Raw genomic sequence first — 19,708 nt, 5'->3', positions numbered from 1 at the left:
GATGTCAAAGCAGGACGCCTATATCGCGTTGATGTGCAGCCTTCCGGGTTCGGAACGGTTGTTCGTTGCCAGGCAGCCGCCCCTGTCACGTATCAGGCTGGACCGTCGATTGACGGCTTTGACACCTGAGGACAGCAAAGTTCTGAAGATCCTCGAGCACACGTTGAGCTGGAGCGCCTACGACATGGATGTCTCCGACGCTCAGGCGATCCAGCGCTGCAAACAAGCGATGGAGGACATCCCTCAGCCCACCTTGCGCAAGCTTTTCATGGAACGCATGGAACTGCGCTCGGCTGTTGCGGCGCTGCGCCTGAGAAAACGCGGAGAACCGGCGCCTTCAGGCCCATTCGGAGTCGGACGATGGAGCCGCCACATCCCAGCCAATTGGGGTGATCCCAGTTTTCGGTTGGAACGACTCATGCCCTGGATCAAAGAGGCAACCCAATTGCTGGAAAGCGAAAATCCGCTGGGTCTGGAACGTCTGCTTTTGTCGATAAGCCACAAGCAGCTCAAGCGGCACGCGGCTCGTCACATGTTCGATTTCGAGGCGGTCGCCATCTACGTTCTGATCTGGAACATCTTCGACCGCTGGGCGCAAAGCAGCGCTGCGGAAGCAGCCAAGAGATTTGAGAAACTGGCACAACAGGCCATGGCCGACTTCGCTGATGTCGATTTTGAGGGAGCAAGTGCATGACAGCCCCAATCTCAGCCAAACATTCATCGACCGCTCGCGTCGTCCTGGTTCAGGAAGGGCTTGTGCGGATACAGGCCAATCCGGACGCGACCGGTCGCCCCGGTCAACTGGTCAAAAACGAAGTGGTTTACATATTGCCTTCGCGTTCCGGCCCCGGTGGGCGTCAGGAAAGGCTCAAGGGCGAAGTGCTGCGCGTACGTGGGGATATGGCGGACGTTCAGGTCTATGAAAGCACTGATGGGGTGGCGGTCGACGACCCGGTGGAGCAATCAGGTCAGCTCTTGTCAGTAGAGCTGGGTCCGGGGCTGCTGGGGCAGGTGTTTGACGGGTTGCAGTCGCCTTTGCCCAAGGTGGCGGCAGCATTTGGTACCTTCCTGCCGCGCGGCGCAGATGTCGCGCCCTTGGATGAAAACGCGAAATGGTCCTTTACGCCGTCCGTGAAGGTGGGCGACACGGTCACTGCCGGGGACAGCATCGGAACGGTGCCCGAAGGCCATTTCAGCCACAAGATCATGCTGCCGTTCAACTGGACCGGTGCGTACAAGGTGGTCTGGGTGCAAAAAGGCGCGGCCACGATCCATGACATCGTGGCCCGCCTGGAAGACGAAGACGGTGGCGAGCATACGCTGACTCTTTCGCAGAAATGGCCGGTTCGGAGACCATTGCCGGAAAACATCCTGAAGCGCGCACTGTCCGAGCGGTTGTATCCCACGGAACCGGTTCTGACGTCGCAACGGCTGATCGACACGTTCTTTCCGATTGCACGCGGCGGCACCGCCTGTATTCCCGGGCCGTTCGGGGCGGGCAAGACCGTGCTGCAAAACCTGATCGCACGGAATGCGAAGGTTGATATCGTGATCGTCGTGGCCTGCGGCGAACGTGCAGGTGAGGTGGTCGAGACCATCGAGGAATTTCCGAAGATGACCGATCCAACCACCGGTGGCAGCCTGATGGATCGGACGATCATCATCTGCAACACGTCCTCCATGCCGGTTGCCGCGCGCGAGGCGTCGATCTTCACCGGGATCACGTTGGGGGAATACTACCGCCAAATGGGCAATGATGTCTTGTTGATCGCCGACAGCACCAGCCGGTGGGCGCAAGCCATGCGCGAGACCTCTGGCAAGCTCGAAGAGATCCCGGGCGAAGAGGGGTTCCCGGCCTATCTGGAAAGCTCGATCAAGGGTTTGTACGAACGCGCCGGGGCGCTGAAAACGAATGACGGCGATCTTGGCAGCCTGACGCTGATCGGAACGGTTTCGCCTGCTGGCGGCAATTTTGACGAGCCGGTAACCCAGTCAACCTTGTCGACGGTCAAGTGTTTCCTCGGGTTGTCATCCGAACGCGCCTACAAGCGGTTTTATCCAGCGGTCGATCCGATGCTCAGCTGGTCTCGGTACACTGACCAATTGTCCGACTGGTATGACAGGAACGCCGAGCCGGGGTGGACAGCCAAAGTGCGCACCCTGTTGGCCCTGATCGAAAAAGGCGAACAGGTCGATCAGATGATGCAGGTCACCGGGGAAGAGGGCGTCACAATTGACGACTTTGTAACCCAACAGAAAGCCTTGTTCGTCGATATGGTCTACTTGCAGCAGGACGCATTTGACACAGTCGATGCGACGGTGCCGCTTGAACGGCAGATAAAGACGTTCAAGCTTGTGTACGATGTGACGCAATCCAAGGCGGTCTTCTCGGACAAAGCCGAAGTGAGGCAGGTGTTCACGCAGCTGACCGGGCTGATGAAAAACTTTCACTACGCGGCAGAAAACACACCCGAATACAAGTCCACCTGGCAAAAGATCGAAAACCTGTGCCGAGAAAAGTTCGGAGTCTGAGACAGGTCACGCCGAATTATTCCGGTGATCCCCGTAGGCTGGAAAAACCGCGCGTTGCAGAGATTGCACTGGCTTGTCGTATGCAGCGATCCATGCCCTTGTGATGCAAAACCGAGTATTCGGAGTTGACAGTGAAGAAAAAAGCCCCAAACACCCATCGTGAACCGGAATTGCTGGACGCATTGCGGCGTCTAGGCGGGGCAGCGCGAAACTCTGATCTGGTGAATGTGCTGGGTGTGTCCGAAGAAACGGTGCGACGTACGATCAAGTCCTTGTCCAAGGCGGGCACGATCGAGCGCGTTCATGGCGGCGCCTACCATGCCGGGGCGCAAGGGGATCCCGGTTTCTTTCGCCGCATTTCGCAACATGCCGACGAAAAGCGTCTGATCGCTTTGCGTACGGCCAATATGGTGTGGGATCAGATGACGGTTTCCTGGATGTCGGCTCGAACACGGCTTTTGTCGCCGAGGAATTGCGCCGGGCCAACCGTCTGACGGTTGTCAGCAATTCTATCGGCGTTGTGCAGACATTGGCAGGGATCAACGGAAACCGTGTGCATCTGCTGGGCGGAGAACTGCAAAGCGATGAGCGGGGCACCTTTGGCCATGTCGCCCAGAGGCAGTTGCAACGATATGCGTTTGACGTCGCGATCCTCAGCACGGATGAGATCTCGGACAGCACGGGGTTTCTGTATCACAGCCCGGCAGAGGCAGATCTTGCCACGGTCGTGGCCGGTCGGGCGGATCTTCTTGTCATGGCCTCCGGGCATTTCAAATTCGGCGACAAGGCCCCCTATGTCGGGCCGGATCCGCGTCTGGTGCACACGCTTGTGACAGACACGGCACCGAAAAGGGCGATGATCAAGTCTTTTGACCGCTGGGGCATCGACGTACGGTTTGCGACAGCAGGGAAACCTCATGCGGCGTGACACAAATCACGCGCCAGCAAAGACCAATCGTCAGATCAGAAAACAAAGGCTGAGGATGCGATGAAATGGTAGCCCGTAGGGGAATCGAACCCCTCTTTCCAGGTTGAAAACCTGGCGTCCTAACCGATAGACGAACGGGCCACTTGGTAGTGACGCAAGCACAAGTGGTAGCCCGTAGGGGAATCGAACCCCTCTTTCCAGGTTGAAAACCTGGCGTCCTAACCGATAGACGAACGGGCCACGCTGGCTTGTGGAGGGCCTTTTACGGTTTCACTGTGACCCCCGCAAGCCGAAAAACGCAGGGATGAGAAAGTTTTTTACGCCGTTCGAGCGAGACGTCAATTTGCCTCTGCCGCGTCCTCGAGCCTGAGCTGTACGGATTGCCGCCCGCCCCAGGTGTTCACCTCAAGCCGGCCTGCAAAATGAAAGCGCGCGCCACCATGATTTGACAACCTCTCGCCCATCTGACCGTCAAAGGCACCAAAGGCAATCGCATCCACTCCTCCACCCATGCCATCGGACAACGACAACTTCAGGTGCGTTTCCCCGACACGTTTGGCAAAGCGCACCTGAAGATCCGGAAGCGCGTATCGCGGGGCAGGGGCTCCGGCACCAAACGGTCCGGCCTGTTCGATCTGTTCGACAAGATCCACTGTTGCGGCACCCGGCATAAGGGCGCCTTCCAGCTTCATATCCGCAGGACCGCCCTGACCTGCGCTTTGTTTTGCCAGCAGCTCGCTGAGGCGTTCCATCGCAGGTTCCAGTTTGTCGCGCATGACGGTAAGCCCAGCGGCCATCTTGTGACCGCCACCCTTGACCAGCAACCCTTCGGCCGCGAGCCGCTGGATCGACGCCCCCAGATCCACGCCCGAGACCGAACGCCCCGAGCCTTTGCCCTCATCACCGTCAAAGCCGATCACGATGGCCGGACGGTTGGCGGTTTCCTTCAAACGAGACGCCACGATGCCCACCACACCCGGATGCCAGCCTTCACCGGCGGCCCAGACCAGCGGCGCGTCGAGTCCGCGACCCTCGGCCTGCTCCATCGCGGCGGCGCGCACGGCGTTTTCAATGTCCCGGCGTTCTGTGTTCAGCGCGTCCAGACGTTCGGACAGGGCTTGTGCCTCGTGCAGGGAATCCGTGCTCAGCAGGCGGGCACCCAGATCGGCCTGCCCGATGCGACCGCCTGCGTTCACGCGGGGGCCAAGCAGAAAACCCAGGTGATAGCTGTTGGGCGCCGTATCCATGCGCGAGACATCGGACAGCGCGACAAGTCCGGGGCGCTGCCTTTGGGCCATCACTTTCAGGCCTTGTCGAACCAGGGCGCGATTGGCGCCGATCAATGGCGCAACGTCAGCCACGGTTGCCAGGGCCACTAGGTCCAGCATCGATATCAGGTCAGGCCCCTTTGCGCCTGCCGCGCGCAACTGGCGCCCTGCTTCGACCAGCATCAGAAACACGACACCCGCCGCGCAGAAATAGCCCAGATCACCGCTTTCATCCTGGCGGTTGGGATTCACGACAGCAACGCAATCCGGCAGGGTTTCGCCGCCGAGGTGGTGATCCAGAACAATCACGTCGGCCCCCGTGGCCGCGGCAATCGGTTCATGGCTGAGCGTGCCGCAGTCGACGCAAATGATCAGGTCGTGGCTGGTTGCCAGTTCCCGCATTGCCGGAACATTCGGACCATATCCCTCATCAATCCGATCCGGCACATAAAGCGTCGCCTGCAACCCCATCTGCCGAAGCCAAACCAGCAGCAGAGCGGCAGAACAGCCGCCGTCAACATCGTAATCCGCGAACACCGCGATTTTCTGGCGATGGCGTACGGCGTCCAGAAAACGCGCCGCCGCCGTTTCCATGTCCTTCATGTCGCGGGGATCTGGCAGCAGCTCCTTGAGCTTGGGGTCCAGAAAGCCGCGCGCCTCCATGACCGGCACGCCACGACGGGCCAGAACCTGACATACCGCACGCGGCAGGTCGGTCTGTTGAGTCATCATCTCGGCAGCCCGCTCCAGCTCGGCTTCCGGGCCAACCCAGCGCCGCCCGGTCAGTGATTGTTCTACGCCAAGAAAACCCATTGCCTGCCCCTTGTGAACCAAGGCCGGATCCTTTCGGACCCGGCCTTTTCATCTTTTCCCAAATACTCCCGCCGGAGGCAACGGCGCAAGCCGTTAGGCGTTATCGTGCGGCCACGTTGGGGTGCGATACGACATGCGGCGTACGGACCCGGTCTTTGAACGCATCAGCAGCGTCGTGGTTTCCACCCAACCCGGCTCGCGCTTGATGCGCGGCAACAGAGAACCACCAGTTACACCCGTTGCGGCAAAGATCACATCCGCGGTCACCATCTCATCGCGCGAATAGACCCGGTCCAGATCGGTGATGCCCGCCTTGGCAGCACGGCCCCGCTCGTCATCGTTGCGGAACATCAGGCGACCAAAGATCTGCCCGCCCATGCATTTCAGCGCGGCAGCGGCAAGCACGCCTTCGGGGGCGCCACCCTGGCCCATATACATGTCGATGCCGGTCACTTCGCTTTCTGCGCAATGCATGACACCTGCCACGTCACCATCGGTGATCAGGCGGATCGATGCTCCGGTTTTGCGCACTTCGGCGATCATCGCCTCGTGACGGGGGCGTTCCAGAATGCAGACGGTGATGTCCGCAGGCTTGCAGTTCTTGGCCTTTGCCAAGGCTTCCACCCGTTCACGTGGAGACATGTCCAGATTGACGACACCCTCGGGCAGGCCCGGACCAACGGCAAGCTTGTCCATGTAGACGTCGGGCGCATGCAGCATCGAGCCGCGCGGGCCCATGGCAATCACGGTCAGCGCGTTGGGCATGTCCTTTGCGGTCAGCGTTGTGCCTTCCAGCGGATCCAGCGCGATGTCCACGCCGGGGCCGTTTCCGGTGCCGACCTCTTCGCCAATATAAAGCATCGGAGCTTCGTCGCGTTCACCTTCACCGATCACCACGACGCCAGCAATGTCCAGCATGTTCAGCTGTTCGCGCATCGCATTCACAGCGGCCTGGTCGGCGGCTTTCTCGTCACCGCGCCCCACCAGCGAAGCCGAGGCCAGCGCAGCCTGTTCCGCCACCCTTGCCAGCCCCAGAGACAGCAGGCGGTCGTTGAAATCGGTTTTGGCAGCACTCATTGTCATGTATCCTCTGGTCATTTAAGCCGTTTCTATCGGCATAGCTTGCGTTTCATACAGGCCGCAAGTTCAAACCTCTTCAATCCGCAACGCGACGGGGGCACCGGCAACCACATCCGTTTCCCGGAACCGGTCCAGCGCAACGTCCAGCGCGGCGCGGGTGGTTTTGTGGGTAACGATCAGCACAGGCGCCGTGCTTTCTGCATGGGCATACTGGCGCATCCTGTCTATCGAAACGCCGGCATCGCCCAGAATGGCTGCAACCTTGGCCAGTGCGCCCGGTTTATCCAGTAGACCCAGCCGCAGATAATAAGGCGCAGGCAGGCCCGTGACGGCCGGGGCCGCGGCCTCAAGCGAATTGGCCGGTCGGCCAAAGGTCGGGATTTGCAGCCCACGTGCCAGATCGCACACGTCGCCCATCACGGCGCTGGCCGTCGGGCCTTCACCCGCACCGGGGCCACGCAGAACAACCTGTTCAACCGCGTCGCCTTCGATCACCACCATGTTGGTGCCGCCTTCCAATTGCCCCAAGGGCGAGTCGCTGGGCACAAGGCAAGGCTGCATGCGTTGTTCCAGCCCGCGCGCGGTGCGCTGTGCCACGCCCAGCAGTTTGATGCGAAAGCCCATATCCTCGGCCTGGTCGATATCGTCGAGGCTGATTTGCTGAATGCCTTCGATCTCAATCCCGTCGAAATTTGGCTTGGTGCCAAAAGCGATCGAGGCCAGCAAAGCCAGTTTGTGCGCGGCGTCGATGCCACCGACATCCAGATTGGGGTCAGCCTCAAGATACCCAAGTTCGGCGCATTCGTCGAAAAGGGCGTTATAGCCCTGACGCTGCGATTGCATCCGGGTCAGAATGTAGTTGCAGGTGCCGTTCATCACGCCCATCACGCGCGTGATCTCGTTTCCGGCCAGCCCCTCGGTCAGGGACTTGATTACGGGGATACCGCCCGCGACTGCGGCCTCAAACCGGATGACGCGGCCAGCAGCTTCGGCCTGTTCGGCCAGTTCCTGCCCGTGAATGGCCAGCAATGCCTTGTTGGCGGTCACGACGTCTTTGCCGCTGGCCAGCGCGGCTTCGACCGAGGCCTTGGCCGGACCGTTTTCGCCGCCCATCAGTTCGACATAGACATCGATATCGTCACGTTTCGCCAGCGCAACCGGGTCGGTTTCCCAGGCATAATCCGACAGGTTCACACCGCGGTCCTTGTTCGTATCCCGCGCCGATACGGCCACGATTTCAATCGACCGGCCCGTGCGCGCCTTCAGCAAATCTGCATGGCGGCGAACAATCTTGACGACACCCACGCCGACAGTTCCCAAGCCCGCAATTCCCAGCCGCAGTGCCTGTGTCATGTCGTGGGTTCCTTTCCGCTCGAAACTTGTCTGAATTCGGACGCCTGCCCGATCAGCGCTGCCTTATCGGGTTCAGGCCAAGGGTGCAATCCGTCACCGGGGGATTGTCGAGGTCAAATGTCACGCTTTAGTTGGTTTGCGCGTTTTGCAGCGCCTGGGCCTTTTTCGCAAGCGCCTCGCTGCGCTGCGTCAGGTCTTCCTCCACCTCTGCGGCCTGGCTTACGGGATCAATCGAAGGCCCCAACGTTTCCTGCACCGGAACAAGGCGCGGGTAGGGGGCCGATTTGACCGAGGCCGGTTCACTGCCTTCAAGTTCGGGAAAGTCTGAACACCCGGCAAACACAAGAATAAGAGGCAGAACAGGCAGCAGTTTCATGTGGCACGCTTTTCGGTTTCGTTCGTCCTTTCGTGATGCACCTTTTACCGGCGCCGATCAAGCGGGGTTCTATATGAACATTTGTTCAGATACTGTGGGTGCATGGCACGTACTCAAGGCTCCCACTCTGACATCACAGGCCCGCGCATCCGAAAGGCGGCCCTGAACCTGTTTGCCCGCCACGGCTATGCCGCGGTTTCGATGCGGCAGATCGCGAAAGAGGTCGGCGTTCAGGCGGGGGCGCTATACAATTACACACCGGACAAGCAGAGTTTGCTGTATCGGTTGATGCGAGAGCATATGCAGGATCTGCTTTCGGCGCTCAACGCGCTGGAGCGCTGCGATGACTGCCGGCAAGCGTTGCGCCGATTTGTCGGTTTTCACATTCGTTTCCACCTGCAACGCCCTGACGAGGTGTTCATCGCCTATATGGAACTTCGCAACCTCTCGCCCGAAAACTTCGCCGAAATCGAAGACCTTCGGCGCCAATACGAAAACGCGTTGGAGGACATCCTTCACTCTGGCCAGCAGGCTGGACAGTTTGCGATACCGGACACCAAGATCGCGACGCTGGCGGTGATTGCCATGTTGAACGGAGTGATGACCTGGTACAGGTCCGGAGGGCGGCTGTCACTGGACGAGGTCGAACGGATTTATTGGAACATGGTGCATAAGGCGGTGACGGCCTGACAGGGCCAGACCGTCACTGTGTCAGTGCGCAGGGCGAATGAAGGTCCCGTTTCGCAGTTCGCGAAACGCTTGTTCCAATTCGGCCCGCGTGTTCATCACAATGGGCCCGTGCCATGCGACGGGCTCATTGATCGGAGCCCCCGAGATCAACAGAAACCGAACGCCTTCGGGGCCAGCCTGAACGGTGATTTCGTCCCCCGTCCCGAAACGGACAAGCGTGCGGTCACCCGACATATCCCGGATATTCACCTCTTGCCCGGCGACCTCTTTTTCCAACAGCACACCGGACGGGCGTGACGCATCTGCAAAAGCTGCCTGACCTTGAAAGACATAGGCGAAGGCTCGGCGATAAGTGTCGATGCGAAAGGTCTTCTTCACACCCGCCGGAACCGAGATGTCCAGATATTGTGGATCTGCCGCAATGCCGTCCACGGGGCCGGTTTTGCCCCAGAACTCTCCGACAATCACACGAACGGTGGTGCCGTCGTCATCAGTGACTTCGGGGATATCCTTGCTTTGAACATCCTGATAGCGCGGGGCAGTCATCTTCTGATCCGAAGGCAGGTTACCCCACAGCTGAAACCCATGCATCTGCCCCGAGGTGTTTCCCTGCGGCATTTCCTGATGCAGGATGCCGGACCCCGCCGTCATCCACTGCACGTCGCCCGCGACCAAAGTGCCGGTGTTGCCCAGCGAATCCGAATGCTCGACCGATCCGGCCAGAACATAGGTGATCGTCTCGATTCCGCGATGCGGATGCCAGGGAAAACCAGCCTTATAGTCCTGCGGGCGTTCGTTCCTGAAGTCGTCGAACAGCAGGAAAGGATCAAGTTCGGACGGGTCCTGAAACCCGAATGCGCGGTGAAGTTTCACGCCAGCCCCTTCCATCGTCGGGGTGGCCCTGCGTGTTTCCAGTGTGGGTCTAAGGGACATATTCGCCTCCGGTTCGTTTGATCAGCATGTAACCCCTGCGTGATTGCGGTCAATCAGCGTTAATTAACCGGAGCTGTGCAAATTTGCTAAGCAACCAAAGCCCTGTTGTTTCCCCTGGAAAGTCGCTAAGTCGAAGCGGAACGGACAGGAGACATCCATGCAGGACGAAGTGCTGGCAACGATTCAGGCATCATCCCCCAGACGGTGGATCGGGGTAGGGATGCTGTCGACGGTTGGGGTGCTGGTCACATACGTCGCTTTGGCATCTCCGCCCGAACCGGCGTGGCAAGTATTTCTTTTTGCTGTAGGGGGCGCGTCGCTTTGGCTGGCCTATCGTGTATGGCACGCGACCCGGGACTATATTGAACTGACACAGTCGGAATTGCGTACCGGGTCAGGTCAAATGATCGCAAAGGTGGCTGATATTGAATCGGTGGATCGCGGCGTATTCGCGTTCAAGCCGTCAAACGGCTTTCTGGTTCGCACCAAGCACAAAGATACGTACCAATGGGCCCCCGGATTGTGGTGGCGGATTGGTCGCCGGGTCGGCGTGGGCGGCATGACGTCTGCCGCCGAGGCCAAGTTCATGTCAGAAGTCTTAAGCACTATTATCCACGCAGACGACCGGAGGGCGCACTAGGTTGCAAGCGACCTTGGTGGAAAAGCGGGGACGGGTGAAGATGAAGTTTTGAAAGTTAATGCCGGTCGCCAGATCCCAGCCAGGTTTGAACTGAGGAATATACTCGTTGGATGTTTCCACCAGAATGACCGTGTCCTGATCCGGCATCGGCGGCAGACGGTTTTCGATTTCCTGGATGTTGTTGTCGTTCCATTCCGTGTCATAGCCGCGCACGGTCGACCAATCCACGTAGTGGCGGTTGTCGTTCTCGTCAAAACGGATCAGAGAGACACGCATGCGCACTTCAGACCGGTTGTTGACCATTTCGCCCATAAGTTCGTGAAGCGAGTCGATGTAAACATCAGTCACAGCGGCCGATTCACGTGAGATCAGATCGCTGACCGTATAGGCAGCTTTCAGGTTCGACGCGCTTTGACGAAATCCCTCGAATGCGGTGAACGTAAACGTAATCGTCCACAACAACAGCGGGAAGATCATGATGGCCTCGACGGTCAGAATACCACTTTCGTCCTGCTTGAAGGCCTTGATGCGGTTTTTCACGTTTCTGAATACAAACATAGCTTTACCGTGGCTCCTGCACGAATGCGGTCGTTGCGGTCACTGCATAGTGGCCGCTTTCGTCGACCACTGTGTTTGCGATGATCGAGCTTTCCAGAACAGGATCGATACGCAGGCAGGCCCGCAAAATCATCAACTCGTTTGAGGCCCCGCTTTTGAAGTCGAGCACTGGTTTGGGGTCTTCCGAACTGTCGGTGCAGGGTATTTCGTCCGAAAGAACGATGCCATTGAATGCATTCTGGCGAAGCATTTGCAGCCGCAGGTTGGTTTTACAATTCTTGATACCGGAAATGTCGCAAATCCGGTCCTTGATTACATCGTGGCTCCAGTTGGTGCCTGTGCCCAGACGGATATCCCGAACGACCAGATCAACTCCCCGTTCCAGCGCGGCGTGCTTGGTGGTGATTATCGACATCTCTCCACCAATACCAATGAATGCCAGGAAAAACGGAATGATCATGACAAATTCGATCGTCGCGTTCCCGGACTCGGATCGCTTGAAAGTACGGAGTTTTGACAGTGATTTGCGGATCATTGCGTCAGCCTCAATTTGCGGATGGACGAAGCAATCGCAGTAAACGCCTTGTCCAGATCCAATCCAGCTACATTGTGAACATGGCTGTCAGAGCTTGCGCAGGACTTGATGGTATTCAAGCCGCTGGTGGGGGCCTCGAAAGCGATGCCATAGATGATGACACCCTTGTCTTTGGCCGCGCCGCAGATGCTGGTCGTGCGCGCGTTCTTTGTGGAAGATCCCACTGATTTTCTGAGGCCGTAGTACCAGTTATTCTCGTGGTTGCTTTGCCAATAGAAGTTGTTCTTGGCGTTCCACCACAGCGAAGCTCGGGCAAAAAGCTCGGGATAGGTCAGGCGAGTGGCGGTGCCAATCTCTTCGTTAGAGGAGTTTTCATTGGGTGGATTCCCAAAAGGATGGCCTGCCGTGACATAGCTGCCGTTTTCTTCTGTATGTTGCATCCAGACCCAACGATCCGGGTTGGTCGAATAGCGGATACTATATTCACCCTTTTTCCCGTCGGGTCTTTGATAGTCAGGGTTGAACCAAACTTCAGTCAGGCCACTACGCGCGGACGAGTCCAACATGTACTGCGAAGTGTTTTGCCCGTCGGTCATTACGATTACGACCTTAAGCACGTCCGAGTCATAAGATTCCGGGCGCAGAGCGAATTTTGCAGGAACCTTGTTTTCGGTGGCCAAGGCATTGATCACAGGCTGGAATGACGGATCCAGCATGCCGACACCCCATTTCATGCCTACGTCGATAGATGTGTTGCCACTTGCGGTCAGGGCATCGATGCGGTTGTGCAGATATTGGACATTGTCGGTGACAGCTGTAATTTCACTGCCGCTGCGAACAGGGCATACGAAATAGGCCGGGGGCTGTTCTCCATCGGTTGAAACGCCGTTGACGTTTGCCGAATTGTATCGCCAAGGATCGAAATGCCCAGTGCGCTGATAGAAGGTATTCGGGCTAAGCGTCGCAGATCCGAATTGTCCGGAAGTAAAGTTCACGCAATGGGAATAGTTGTGCTCTGAGGTCACGTTGGTGAATTTACCCAGTATGTCCTGCCCGGCATTGACCTGAGTGGCATAGGGGACAATCGACATCGAAATCTTCGTTTCACCAGATTCCTCAAGCATTTTGGTGACAAAGCCCTTCGCCGCGGTTCTCAAGACTTCGATCTTCGACTTTCCGGCGGTCGCAGAAGACCTTGTCATGGACCCGGACATGTCCAGAACCAGGGAGATTTCGACAGAACCGATGGACTCTATGGCAGTGCTTGCCGCTTTCATATTCAGTTCGGTGACTTTTCCGAACCTCATAAAACGCGTCGGAACAACTGCATTGGCGGTCGCGGCCACCTTTCTGGAGCCAAATCCTTCGGTGACGGTCACGGTTTTCTCAAGATGGCCCAGCCCGGCCTTTTCCATATAGGCGTCGACAACATCCTTGGGTGGCAGCTTCTGGTCAAGATCTGCTGCAGCAAGCACCGCGCGGTCCAGCGTTGATTGCAGGCTGGCGCGGTCGCGCTCGTACGTCATCAGATCCATCGCCATGCCGGTGATGGCCAGCATCAGGATTAAAATGAGCAGGGTGAATATCGTAAAAGTGCCGTCTTCTTTTCGGGCAAACAGCCGCAACCGGGAAATCTTGTGTTTCGGCTTCGAGCCGTCGTTCTGAAGCGAGAAAATTATCATTTGATGACTCCGCCTCGCACATAGAAGTCGTGCGCCAAAGAAAGGAAATTCCGGTTAAATTTAATTTTCAAACGTGGCGTGAATTGGGCGAAAAAGGCTTGGTTTTGGCCTTTTTGCGCACTCAAGGGGTATAATTTTCACGTTTTCCCCTGGTCTGTCGATGAAATGAAGACAATCAGTTAAGCGGTTGACTGGATTGGGCGACTCACCATCAGGCCATCAAGTCTCTGTTAAGAAGGTGATGAAAAAAAGTGCATTGTTTGATTGCAGCCAGACTTGAGTGGTGCGACAAAACGTCATGACGTTTCGTCATCCAGCGGTACGGAGGATTTTATGACCGGCATCCAAGAACCAAGCTTTCGCGAGAGTGTTGACCTGATGTTCAACAGGGCGGCCGCCCTGATGGAACTGCCGCCGGGGCTGGAGCAGAAAATCCGGGTTTGCAACGCGACCTATACAGTTCGGTTCGGTGTGCGTCTGCGTGGTGAGATCCATACGTTCACCGGATACAGGTCCGTCCATTCCGAACATATGGAGCCGGTCAAAGGCGGCATTCGCTATGCCACTGCTGTGAACCAGGATGAGGTCGAAGCGCTGGCTGCGTTGATGACGTACAAATGCGCTCTTGTCGAAACGCCTTTTGGCGGATCGAAAGGCGGGCTTTGCATTGATCCGCGGAAATACGAAGAACACGAGCTGGAGCAAATCACACGACGCTTTGCCTATGAACTTGCAAAGCGGGATCTTATAAACCCGTCGCAAAACGTTCCCGCGCCCGACATGGGAACGGGCGAACGCGAAATGGCCTGGATGGCTGACCAATACGCCCGGATGAACACCACCGACATCAATGCACGGGCCTGTGTGACCGGCAAGCCATTGAACGCAGGTGGTATCGCTGGGCGGGTTGAAGCCACCGGACGTGGCATTCAGTACGCTCTGCGCGAATTTTTCCGTCACCCCGAAGACGTCAGGGCGGCAGGCCTGTCGGGCAAGCTGGACGGCAAGCGTGTTGTGGTGCAGGGGCTCGGCAATGTGGGCTATCACGCTGCGAAGTTTCTGAGCGAGGAGGACGGTTCACGCGTTGTAGGTATCATCGAATGGGACGGAGCGCTCTATAACCCGGATGGTATCGACGTCGAAGCCGTCCGCCAGTGGATCGTCAAGCATGGCGGCGTCAAGGATTATCCGGACGCGACTCATTCAGCGGAAGGCACAAGCGTTCTGGAGGCTGAGTGTGATATTCTGATTCCGGCGGCCTTGGAGGGTGTCATCAACCTTTCCAACGCCGAGCGGATCAAGGCACCTTTGATCATCGAAGCAGCGAACGGCCCGGTCACCGCTGGCGCGGATGAGATTCTTCGCAAGAAAGGTACCGTTATCATCCCGGATATGTATGCCAACGCGGGTGGTGTGACGGTGTCTTATTTTGAATGGGTCAAGAACCTTAGCCACATTCGTTTCGGCCGGATGCAGCGTCGGCAGGAAGAGGCGCGACATGAATTGATCGTCAGCGAACTGGAGCGGCTGGACCGTTATCTGGGTGACGCGTGGTCGATGTCTCCGGACTTCAAGGCAAAATACCTCAAGGGTGCCGATGAGCTTGAACTGGTGCGCTCGGGCCTCGATGACACGATGCGTATCGCTTATCAGTCGATGCGTGAAGTGTGGCACAGCCGCGACGATGTCGAAGACCTGCGTACTGCGGCCTATATCGTGGCGATCGACCGCGTGGCCAAAAGCTATCGCGCCAAGGGGCTCTGAAGCAGGCGGGCGGGGTGATCATTTCGCCCCGCCGGTACACGCCGCGGCTTGAATGTCGATGGCGGCCCGTTAGTTTGACGGATAGTAGACACTCAGAGAAACGAATCCCGGAGACCTCCATGTTGCGTATAGCCATTGTCGCGGCTCTGCTGGCCACCCCTTTGGCCGCTCAGGAAACTAAGGAACAAAGCTGCAAGTATCAGGCGGATGTGGTGGCAGCGATCCAGAAGGCGCGGCTGGACCGCGTGAAAGAACGCGATGTGGCGCAAGCCGTGGCTGATAGTGGCCCGACATGGCCCGAGAACTACAACGCCGCGATTCCGCTGATCACACCGTGGGTCTATGAACAAAAGATGCGCGACGTGCGCAAAAAGGATCTGGGCGCCGCTTGGCTTGAGCTGTGTTTGCAGCAATAATCCACAGCCCGGACATTTCCCTGTGGACAAACGCGCGCCATCCCCTTGGCGCGCGTTCCTGTTTCTGTCAGGTTTGACCCATGTCACTGCCCCCCGGATTTCTGGATGAACTGCGCACCCGCCTGAGCCTGTCTCAGGTCGTCGGGCGCAAGGTGATTTGGGATCAGCGCAAATCCAATCAAGGCAAAGGTGACATGTGGGCGCCTTGCCCGTTTCATCACGAAAAGACGGCCTCATTCCATGTCGATGATCAGAAGGGGTTTTATTACTGCTTCGGCTGTCACGCCAAGGGCGACGCGATCAGCTTTGTAAAAGAAACGGAAAATGTTTCGTTCATCGAAGCGGTGGAGATCCTCGCCCGCGAGGCTGGCATGCCGATGCCTGCGCGGGATCCGAAAGCACAGGAAAAGCAGGATCGCCGCAGTCAGCTTGCCGATGTGATGGAACAGGCGGTGCAGTTTTTCCGCTTGCAGCTGAAAACAGGGGCGGGGGCAGAGGCACGGGATTACCTGTCGCGCCGGGGTTTGGATCAAAGCGCGCTGGATCGGTGGGAGATCGGGTTTGCGCCGGACAGTTGGCAGGCGCTTTGGGATCACCTGCGCGGCAAGAGCATCCAAGAGGAGCTGATCCTTGGCGCCGGGCTGGCCAAGCCTTCAAACAAAGGCAAAAAACCCTATGACACCTTCCGCAACCGGATCATGTTCCCGATCCGTGATCCGCGTGGGCGCTGCATTGCATTCGGTGGCCGCGCGATGGATCCGAATGACAACGCGAAATACCTGAACTCGCCCGAGACCGAGTTGTTCGACAAGGGGCGCAGCCTTTACAATCAAGGTCCGGCGCGGCAGGCGGCGGGCAAAGGGCAGCCGCTGATCGTGGCCGAAGGGTATATGGACGTGATCGCGCTGGCCGAGGCGGGGTTTGGCGCGTCGGTTGCACCTTTGGGAACGGCCATTACTGAACATCAGTTGCAGCTGCTCTGGCGGATCGCGGATGAACCGATCATTGCACTGGACGGGGATGCCGCGGGTCTGCGGGCTGCCATGCGGGCGGTTGATCTGGCACTGCCGCTGCTGGAGGCCGGAAAATCCCTGCGTTTTGCCTTGATGCCCGAAGGCAAGGACCCGGACGATCTGTTGCGCACAGAAGGCCCGGGCGCCGTTCAGGCCGTTCTGGAAGGGGCCATACCGATGGTCAAACTGCTGTGGCAGCGCGAGACCGAAGGAAAGGTATTCGACAGCCCGGAACGCAAGGCAGCACTGGACAAGGCACTGCGGGACAAGATCAAGCTGATCCGAGATCCCTCGATCCGCTCGCATTACGGTCAGGAAATCAAAGACCTGCGCTGGCAACTGTTCCGCCCCCGACGACAACCTCAAAACCGTCCCTGGCAACCGCGGGGAAAATGGCAGCCGCAGCCAACCGCGACGCCGGGCGCGCGCAGTTCGTTTCTGGCCTCTTCGGAAAACGCGGATATCCAGCTGCGTGAAGCCGCTATTCTGGCGATTTCAATTCTGAATCCCAAGGTTGTTGTCCAATTTGAGCAACAGTTGGAAGAAATGGAATGTCACAATCCGGACTACGCGGCGTTGCGCGATGCTGTTCTGCGTCACGCGATCGATGATCCGGACAACCTGAAAGACCATATTATCGCATCAATGGGGCCTGACGCCCTTGAAAACCTGCTGACCCTTCGCCATGTGGCAGTCATCCCCTGTGTGTCCAAGCCAGGCGACGTTGAAAAGGCCGAGATGACACTGGCCGAGGAACTCGCAAAGATCAAAGCGCTCCGGGGGTTGGATGCCGAGATTGCCGAAGCGGCAGAGGAACTGTCCGATCTGCCCGATGAGGCGCTGACATACCGGCTGGCGCAAGCCGCCGAAGAGCGCAACCGCACGAGTCGAAGCCAGAACGAGGATAGGGCCGTTTTCGACATTGCTGACAATGGGGCGCGAATCAATCGTGACGAGAAAGACGCGTTTGCGGCGATCATGTCTGGCATCAAATTCGAGCGGAAACGCCGATAAGTGGTGTTTTCGTAAGGCACTGGAAAAGAAAAACGGGTAAACGGGTGGCCGAATCACTTATACGCGCTAATGATTCGGCTGAGACGAATCACCCATCCCTGCAGGAGCATTGAATGGCCGCCAAGGATACGAACGAAGACCGCAAATCCGACGAGCAGGAACAGGAAATCTCGCTGGACATGAGCCAGGCGAACGTCAAGAAGATGATCGCCGAGGCTCGCGAGAAAGGTTACATTACCTACGACCAGCTCAATCAGGTGTTGCCGCCTGATCAGGTCAGTTCGGAACAGATCGAAGACGTAATGTCGATGCTGTCCGAGATGGGCATCAACATCATCGAAGATGAAGAGGCCGAAGAAGAAGAGAACAAAGGCTCGACCGAACTGGTTGCCGCGGAAAGCAACCGTGAGGTTGCACTGGCCGGTTCCGGCACTGAAAAGCTGGATCGCACCGACGACCCTGTGCGCATGTATCTGCGTGAGATGGGGTCGGTCGAACTGCTGAGCCGCGAGGGTGAGATCGCAATCGCCAAGCGGATCGAAGCCGGTCGCAACACGATGATTGCGGGCCTGTGTGAAAGCCCGCTGACCTTTCAGGCGATCACCATCTGGCATGACGAATTGTTGTCCGAAGACATTCTTCTGCGGGATGTCATTGATCTGGAAACCACGTTCGGCAACCAGTTGGACGAAGACGGTGACGTTGAAGAGCCGGTCGTCGATACCTCGGCCGTGCAGGCGAACAAGCCAGCCAAGGATACCGGCCCTGAGCTGGATGCGGATGGCAACCCGCTGAACAACGATGACGATGACGACGAAGACGATCAGGCCAACATGTCGCTGGCCGCGATGGAAGCGGCGCTGAAGGATCAGGTCCTGACCACGTTGGAGCGTATCTCGACCGACTTCTCGATGCTGTCTGAAATGCAGGACAGCCGGATTTCGGCCACGCTGAACGAAGACGGTACGTTCAGTGAAAAGGACGAAGAAACCTATCAGAAACTGCGGGCTGAGATCGTCGAGCTGGTGAATGGCCTTCACCTGCACAACAACCGGATCGAGGCGCTGATCGACCAGCTTTATGGCATCAACCGCCGCGTCATGTCTCTGGACAGCGCGATGGTCAAGCTGGCCGATCAGGCACGCATCAACCGCCGTGAGTTCATCGAAGCGTATCGGGGACGTGAGCTGGATCCGAACTGGCTGGCCGAGATGGCCGAAAAGCCGGGCCGGGGATGGCAGATGTTCATCGAACGCTCGACCGCGAAGGTCGAGGAACTGCGCAACGACATGGCTCAGGTCGGCCAGTATGTCGGTCTGGATATCTCGGAATTCCGCCGCATCGTGCAGCAGGTTCAGAAGGGCGAGAAAGAGGCGCGGCAGGCCAAGAAGGAAATGGTCGAAGCCAACCTGCGCCTGGTGATCTCGATCGCCAAAAAGTACACCAACCGTGGCCTGCAATTCCTTGATCTTATTCAGGAAGGCAACATCGGCCTGATGAAGGCAGTGGACAAGTTCGAATACCGTCGTGGCTACAAGTTCTCGACCTATGCGACCTGGTGGATCCGTCAGGCGATCACCCGCTCGATCGCGGATCAGGCCCGCACGATCCGTATTCCGGTTCACATGATCGAAACGATCAACAAGCTGGTGCGCACGGGCCGTCAGATGCTGCATGAAATCGGCCGCGAGCCGACGCCGGAAGAACTGGCCGAAAAGTTGCAGATGCCGCTCGAGAAAGTGCGCAAGGTGATGAAGATCGCCAAAGAGCCGATTTCTCTGGAGACGCCGATTGGCGACGAGGAAGACAGCCAACTGGGCGATTTCATCGAGGACAAGAATGCCGTGCTGCCCCTGGACAGCGCCATTCAGGAAAACCTCAAGGAAACCACCACAAGGGTTCTGGCCTCGCTCACCCCGCGCGAAGAACGGGTTCTGCGGATGCGATTTGGCATCGGCATGAACACCGATCACACTTTGGAAGAAGTCGGCCAGCAGTTCAGCGTGACCCGCGAACGGATCCGTCAGATCGAGGCCAAGGCGCTGCGGAAGCTGAAGCATCCCAGCCGTTCACGAAAACTCCGGTCTTTCCTGGATCAATAAGAACAAAGATC

18 protein-coding genes and 2 tRNA genes are annotated in these 19,708 nt (G+C 57.9%); 10 read left to right on the top strand and 10 right to left on the bottom strand.

The features are described from left to right. Position 1: 1 nt before the first annotated feature. The 4 genes from GOW04_RS06570 (at position 2) to GOW04_RS21870 (ending at position 3,460) form a co-directional block, all read left to right on the top strand. Entirely contained in the window at positions 2-694 is a 693-nt protein-coding gene (locus tag GOW04_RS06570) for a hypothetical protein (protein ID WP_171231904.1), read from the top strand. Further along, positions 691-2,532, top strand: a complete 1,842-nt coding sequence (locus tag GOW04_RS06565; protein ID WP_171231903.1) for a V-type ATP synthase subunit A — start codon at positions 691-693, stop codon at positions 2,530-2,532. Before GOW04_RS06570 ends, GOW04_RS06565 begins: the two co-directional genes overlap by 4 nt. A gap of 131 nt (positions 2,533-2,663) precedes the next feature. Beyond that, complete coding sequence (locus GOW04_RS21875; protein ID WP_371814360.1) at positions 2,664-3,026, top strand: DeoR family transcriptional regulator; 363 nt, start codon at positions 2,664-2,666, stop codon at positions 3,024-3,026. Next, the gene (locus GOW04_RS21870) at positions 2,945-3,460 is read left to right on the top strand and encodes a hypothetical protein (RefSeq protein WP_371814359.1); all 516 of its coding nucleotides are present in this window, start codon (positions 2,945-2,947) and stop codon (positions 3,458-3,460) included. The genes GOW04_RS21875 and GOW04_RS21870 overlap by 82 nt, the downstream gene beginning before the upstream one ends. Positions 3,461-3,526: 66 nt before the next feature. On the opposite strand, the gene GOW04_RS06555 is transcribed toward GOW04_RS21870, so the two are convergent. From GOW04_RS06555 to GOW04_RS06530, 6 genes are all read right to left on the bottom strand, one after another. Further along, a tRNA-Glu gene (locus GOW04_RS06555) sits at positions 3,527-3,601 on the bottom strand. A 24-nt stretch (positions 3,602-3,625) separates the two neighbouring features. Then, positions 3,626-3,700: transfer RNA gene (locus GOW04_RS06550), tRNA-Glu, on the bottom strand. A gap of 98 nt (positions 3,701-3,798) precedes the next feature. After that, positions 3,799-5,541 (bottom strand): single-stranded-DNA-specific exonuclease RecJ, encoded by a 1,743-nt coding sequence (gene recJ / locus GOW04_RS06545; protein ID WP_171231902.1) that lies wholly within the window; start codon positions 5,539-5,541, stop codon positions 3,799-3,801. A 93-nt stretch (positions 5,542-5,634) separates the two neighbouring features. Next, the gene (glpX, locus tag GOW04_RS06540; RefSeq protein ID WP_171170520.1) at positions 5,635-6,618 is read right to left on the bottom strand and encodes a class II fructose-bisphosphatase; all 984 of its coding nucleotides are present in this window, start codon (positions 6,616-6,618) and stop codon (positions 5,635-5,637) included. Positions 6,619-6,687: 69 nt separating this feature from the next. After that, positions 6,688-7,974 (bottom strand): homoserine dehydrogenase, encoded by a 1,287-nt coding sequence (locus GOW04_RS06535; RefSeq protein WP_171119519.1) that lies wholly within the window; start codon positions 7,972-7,974, stop codon positions 6,688-6,690. Between the two features lie 127 nt (positions 7,975-8,101). Then, complete coding sequence (locus tag GOW04_RS06530; protein ID WP_171119520.1) at positions 8,102-8,350, bottom strand: hypothetical protein; 249 nt, start codon at positions 8,348-8,350, stop codon at positions 8,102-8,104. Positions 8,351-8,452: 102 nt separating this feature from the next. Here GOW04_RS06530 and GOW04_RS06525 point away from each other — a divergent pair, with 102 nt between their 5' ends. Beyond that, positions 8,453-9,040: a TetR/AcrR family transcriptional regulator gene (locus tag GOW04_RS06525; protein WP_171119521.1), complete on the top strand. Its 588-nt coding sequence runs from the start codon at positions 8,453-8,455 to the stop codon at positions 9,038-9,040. A gap of 21 nt (positions 9,041-9,061) precedes the next feature. On the opposite strand, the gene GOW04_RS06520 is transcribed toward GOW04_RS06525, so the two are convergent. Next, positions 9,062-9,973 (bottom strand): pirin family protein, encoded by a 912-nt coding sequence (locus GOW04_RS06520; RefSeq protein ID WP_171119522.1) that lies wholly within the window; start codon positions 9,971-9,973, stop codon positions 9,062-9,064. A 157-nt stretch (positions 9,974-10,130) separates the two neighbouring features. On the opposite strand from GOW04_RS06520, the gene GOW04_RS06515 reads away from it, so the two are divergent. Then, positions 10,131-10,613: a hypothetical protein gene (locus tag GOW04_RS06515; protein WP_171231901.1), complete on the top strand. Its 483-nt coding sequence runs from the start codon at positions 10,131-10,133 to the stop codon at positions 10,611-10,613. Here the strand turns inward: GOW04_RS06515 and GOW04_RS06510 are convergent. Genes GOW04_RS06510 through GOW04_RS06500 form a run of 3 tightly spaced genes read right to left on the bottom strand, consistent with a single transcriptional unit; the run spans position 10,572 to position 13,331 of the window. After that, positions 10,572-11,171 carry a TadE/TadG family type IV pilus assembly protein gene (locus GOW04_RS06510; RefSeq protein ID WP_152457540.1) on the bottom strand — a complete coding sequence of 200 codons (600 nt, stop codon included), beginning with the start codon at positions 11,169-11,171 and terminating at the stop codon, positions 10,572-10,574. The genes GOW04_RS06515 and GOW04_RS06510 overlap by 42 nt on opposite strands. 4 nt (positions 11,172-11,175) lie before the next feature. Continuing rightward, positions 11,176-11,706, bottom strand: a complete 531-nt coding sequence (locus GOW04_RS06505) for a TadE/TadG family type IV pilus assembly protein (RefSeq protein WP_171119523.1) — start codon at positions 11,704-11,706, stop codon at positions 11,176-11,178. Beyond that, on the bottom strand, positions 11,703-13,331 hold the full coding sequence (locus tag GOW04_RS06500) for a Tad domain-containing protein (RefSeq protein ID WP_253282461.1): 1,629 nt from the start codon (positions 13,329-13,331) through the stop codon (positions 11,703-11,705). The genes GOW04_RS06505 and GOW04_RS06500 overlap by 4 nt, the downstream gene beginning before the upstream one ends. Before the next feature lie 390 nt (positions 13,332-13,721). Between GOW04_RS06500 and GOW04_RS06495 the strand changes: the two genes are divergently transcribed. From GOW04_RS06495 to rpoD, 4 genes are all read left to right on the top strand, one after another. Further along, on the top strand, positions 13,722-15,152 hold the full coding sequence (locus tag GOW04_RS06495; RefSeq protein WP_152457543.1) for a Glu/Leu/Phe/Val dehydrogenase: 1,431 nt from the start codon (positions 13,722-13,724) through the stop codon (positions 15,150-15,152). Positions 15,153-15,271: 119 nt separating this feature from the next. Next, entirely contained in the window at positions 15,272-15,568 is a 297-nt protein-coding gene (locus tag GOW04_RS06490) for a hypothetical protein (protein WP_152457544.1), read from the top strand. Positions 15,569-15,648: 80 nt separating this feature from the next. After that, complete coding sequence (gene dnaG, locus GOW04_RS06485) at positions 15,649-17,595, top strand: DNA primase (protein ID WP_171231899.1); 1,947 nt, start codon at positions 15,649-15,651, stop codon at positions 17,593-17,595. A 113-nt stretch (positions 17,596-17,708) separates the two neighbouring features. Beyond that, a complete protein-coding gene (gene rpoD, locus GOW04_RS06480) occupies positions 17,709-19,697 on the top strand; it encodes an RNA polymerase sigma factor RpoD (protein ID WP_171119526.1) in 1,989 nt (662 codons plus the stop codon). Positions 19,698-19,708: the final 11 nt, after the last annotated feature.

The organism is Ruegeria sp. HKCCA4812, from assembly GCF_013034245.1.
Taxonomy (GTDB): Bacteria; Pseudomonadota; Alphaproteobacteria; order Rhodobacterales; family Rhodobacteraceae; genus Ruegeria.
The sequence above is the reverse complement of the archived record's forward strand: the minus strand, read 5'-3'. Positions and strand labels throughout refer to the sequence as shown.